The 3,648-nt window shown below is 58.2% G+C and carries 4 protein-coding genes; 3 read left to right on the top strand and 1 reads right to left on the bottom strand.

Annotated elements, in window-relative coordinates:
* The first annotated feature begins 329 nt into the window (after positions 1-329).
* Entirely contained in the window at positions 330-686 is a 357-nt protein-coding gene (locus AC5ZG1_RS43605) for a helix-turn-helix domain-containing protein (protein WP_028169400.1), read from the top strand.
* A 1,097-nt stretch (positions 687-1,783) separates the two neighbouring features.
* Positions 1,784-1,978, top strand: coding sequence for a hypothetical protein (locus AC5ZG1_RS43600; protein WP_028169399.1), 195 nt, complete (start codon positions 1,784-1,786; stop codon positions 1,976-1,978).
* 114 nt (positions 1,979-2,092) lie between these two features.
* On the opposite strand, the gene AC5ZG1_RS43595 is transcribed toward AC5ZG1_RS43600, so the two are convergent.
* Entirely contained in the window at positions 2,093-2,380 is a 288-nt protein-coding gene (locus AC5ZG1_RS43595; RefSeq protein ID WP_028169398.1) for a LexA family protein, read from the bottom strand.
* A 43-nt stretch (positions 2,381-2,423) separates the two neighbouring features.
* Between AC5ZG1_RS43595 and AC5ZG1_RS43590 the strand changes: the two genes are divergently transcribed.
* The gene (locus AC5ZG1_RS43590) at positions 2,424-3,575 is read left to right on the top strand and encodes an IS630 family transposase (protein ID WP_028169397.1); all 1,152 of its coding nucleotides are present in this window, start codon (positions 2,424-2,426) and stop codon (positions 3,573-3,575) included.
* Positions 3,576-3,648 lie beyond the last annotated feature (73 nt).

Genomic DNA, 3,648 nt, shown 5'->3' with positions numbered 1-3,648 from the left:
CCTCGACACTGTCACACCCGCCGAGTGCTCAAACTACTTCACCAACGCCGGATATGGTCAAACCTAATCTCATCACGCTCTAGGTCGGAAACACTACTCTACTTTGAAATGGTGCAGCTTGACGCTATGTGCCATTCAAGTCTCTTGAAGGTCGCGGCACGAATATGTACGAACGCTCGGCTTACGGATCTGGTCTTCCTGCGGTTTGTCCAGGATCATACACACTCCTTTCGTATTTGAAATCTGAGCCGCTGGTGGCCTCAGTTTCGCCACGCCGACAAATTCAAGGCATCACCAAGGATGTCGTTGCCGAGCCTTTAGAGAGAAAGATGAAGAAGCACTCTCACGAGGAGATTCTGTCGAAGCTTGCCCGAGCAAATGAGCTTGCACGAGCGGGCAATTCTCAGATGGAGATTTGCAAAGCGCTCGGGGTTAGCGTCATGACCCTTCATCGTTGGCGAAAAATGCCCTTGCATAAGAGTGATGCGACATTCGCGCAATGTGGCACACTTGAGAATGGCGGGTCAGCCAACGCGGGAACGATGGATGACATGCGGGGTGTGTTGGAGGATCTTACAGTCGAAAACCAACGCTTTCGAAAGATCGTCGCGGATCTCTTGCTGGAGAAGACGAGGCTGGAAGAAGCTTTAGCTGCAGCCGTCCGCGCTGGTCAGTCGCGGGCCTGAAATTCTGCCACATCTTCGGCCATGGCAGCCTCAAAAGCAGGGCCCATCCGAACGGAGCGGGTTACAGTTGCGCCACCATTAGCCGAGTTGGTGTTTCGTCACATCGAAGACCTAGTCGGCGAATTCGAGTTCCTCAAGTCCGGTAGCCGATGCCGTCTGGCTCACGGTTTAAACACAGCGTGGCAGTGGAGGTCTCTCCATTGCGATCGATCCTGCCAGGCTCATGGAATCCATTATTCCAAAGTCCGACAGTATCACCTTGCAAGGCCGAGACCGCGGCCGCCGTACGATTAAACAGCCAAACTCGTCAACGCCAGCACGACTATCGAGAAAAAATCGATCTTTGTCCCGATCAGCCTATCGTTACCATGGCGACCGGAAAGGAGACTATCGCTGTGATCTGGAACACGATTTCTGGCTTCAACGGTGAAGTGACCTGAGTGTAGTCGTCTCACCCAGCGCTCACGCGCCGGCGCAAACTGAGGAATCGTTTGTCCAAAACATGGATACCGAGGTCTGCTCGAAGGCTCCGGGGATGTCTCCGCGAGTTGGCGGAATGCTGAGTGAGCACGCCTCGGCAAAGTATGCGCTGTGATACCGATCAGAAGTCAACCTCTTGCGCGGTAGCGCGATGCGCTATCGCTGCCCTCCTTGGGCGTTTCCTCCCTAGACTTGGGCCGCTTGTTCACTACAAGCTGCCTCTTTTTCTTCGGTCACCGCTGTGGCGACACCCGGCTATTCTTTCGGAATTCGGCTTGCGCAGCTGGTTACGCAAGTCCATATCGCTCTCGTCTTCTTCCGCAGTCAGCGTATACGCTAATCGTGTCGCCCGGCGACATAGCTCTTCCCGGTCGAAGGTCCGAAACGATATCTCGGAAATGCTTGCGCCATCGCTGTCACGCCATCATCGGACAGCACTTCCATTCAGGCTCTCAAACGAAGCTTAGAAGATGTCTCTCTCCAGGGGGTTTTCCCGACGTCGCACACGTCTCATGTCCGGCTTCCGACAACCTGTCCATACCTGTCACTGATGTGAGCACCCAATCAAAACGATTGCCAACCAGTGTGCAGCGTCCGCGGAACATTGGCTGAAGATATTGGATCAGCTCGCGATCGTCAGCGTTGGCCCGACCAAACAAGCATGGAAAGCCAATTTCAGGGATGCGATGAAAAGTTTTCAGGCCTCGCTCTCAGGCCTGAGCTGGCGGGCGGGACTGGTTTATGACCTGATCAAGGAGCTTGCGCTCTACGGCCAATATTGGACGGCGGTGTCGATCCGGTCGGCAGCCTAATTACGACGTCCGCAGTAAAGGATTTCAAACTCTACACCAACAACCAGTTTGTGCTCGGTGTAAAGTAGATGTTATGGATGGTGGCGGCGAATGGACGGGCTACTACTAGTACCTCTACACAGAGGTTTTGACTGATTGGTTTGGGATTTCCAAGACGGGGAGCTGTTCAGGAGGGACCAGCACTTCGATGCTGCGCGGCGAGCCGGGCTGGCGCCTGATGATGCCCGCGCGTTCGAGGGTCAACACCATCTGGTGGACGGAAGGCGGGGACACGCCGAAGTGCCGTTGCATCTCCCATTCGGCAGGTGGCCGGCGATGCACGCGCGTGTAGGCGTCGATGAAGGCCAGGTACTGGCCCTGCTTGGGCGTGAAGGCTTTTGCAGAATGACTCACCTTGGCCATCCGATTCAGCTGTTCGTCAGTGCCTCGACAGGCGGAGGCACGGATGAATGTACGCTATCGGGTCGAACTCAGCCAAACCGAGCGCACGGAGCTTCTGAGCGGCGGCAAGCACGCGGCGCGCAAGCTCAAGCGGGCGCAGATATTGCTCGCCGCTGACGCAGGGGTCAGCGACGCGGAGATCGTCCGTAGCGTCGGCGTCGGCGGGTCCACGGTTTATCGCACCAAACGGCGTTTTGTCCTCGGCAATCTGGAGGCGGCGCTCAGCGAGGAGCCGCGGCCCGGGTCGGAACGCAAGCTCACCGGCAAGGAGGAAGCCCTTTTGGTGGCGACCGCCTGCTCAAGCCCTCCGGCAGGCCGCGCCCGTTGGACCCTGGAACTGTTGGCCGAAGCGATCGTCAAGCTGACGCCACACGAGAGCCTGTCGCGCGAGACGGTGCGCCGACGCTTGGCCGAGAGCGATCTCAAGCCGTGGCGCAAGGACATGTGGTGCATCCCTCAGATCGATGCCGACTACGTCGCCCGCATGGAGGACGTGCTCGATCTCTATGCCGAGGCGCCTGATCCGAAGCGGCCGGTGGTCTGCTTCGACGAGAGCCCAATCCAGCTCATCGGCGAAGTGCGCCAGCCGATCCCGGCCACACCGGGACAGATCGAGCGCTACGATTGCGAGTATCGGCGCAATGGCACCGCAAACCTGTTCGTCTTCCTCGACGCGCATCGCTCCTGGCGCAAGGTGAAGGTGACCGAGCGGCGGGCTGCGGAAGACTTTGCGGCCTGCATGCGCGACCTCGTCGACATCCATTATCCCCGAGCCGAGCGCATCCGCCTGGTGCTCGACAATCTCTCAACTCATTCGGCCGGGGCGCTCTACCAGGCCTTTCCGGCCGACGAAGCACGGCGGGTACTGCGCCGACTGGAGTTCCACTACGTCCCAAAGCACGCCAGCTGGCTCAACATGGTCGAGATCGAGATCGGCGTTCTCGCCCGCCAATGCCTCGATCGACGCATCGACGGTTTCGCCCGCCTCGTCGCCGAGACCGCCGCCTGGGAGAAACGGCGCAATGCCGACCGCGCCCGCGTCAAATGGATGTTCACAACCAATAAGGCTCGCGCCAAAATGGCGCGGGCCTATCCAAAACCCATCATCGAATCAGGCCAGGTTCAACGAGTCAAAACCTCTGTGCCGAGGTACTAGTACCCGGAATCAGAGCTGAGTGATACGGCAGCCTTTGAACCGCTTTTGGCGGACTCGTTTCTTCGTCCAGGCG

The organism is Bradyrhizobium sp. Leo78 (assembly GCF_059512425.1).
The sequence above is the reverse complement of the archived record's forward strand: the minus strand, read 5'-3'. Positions and strand labels throughout refer to the sequence as shown.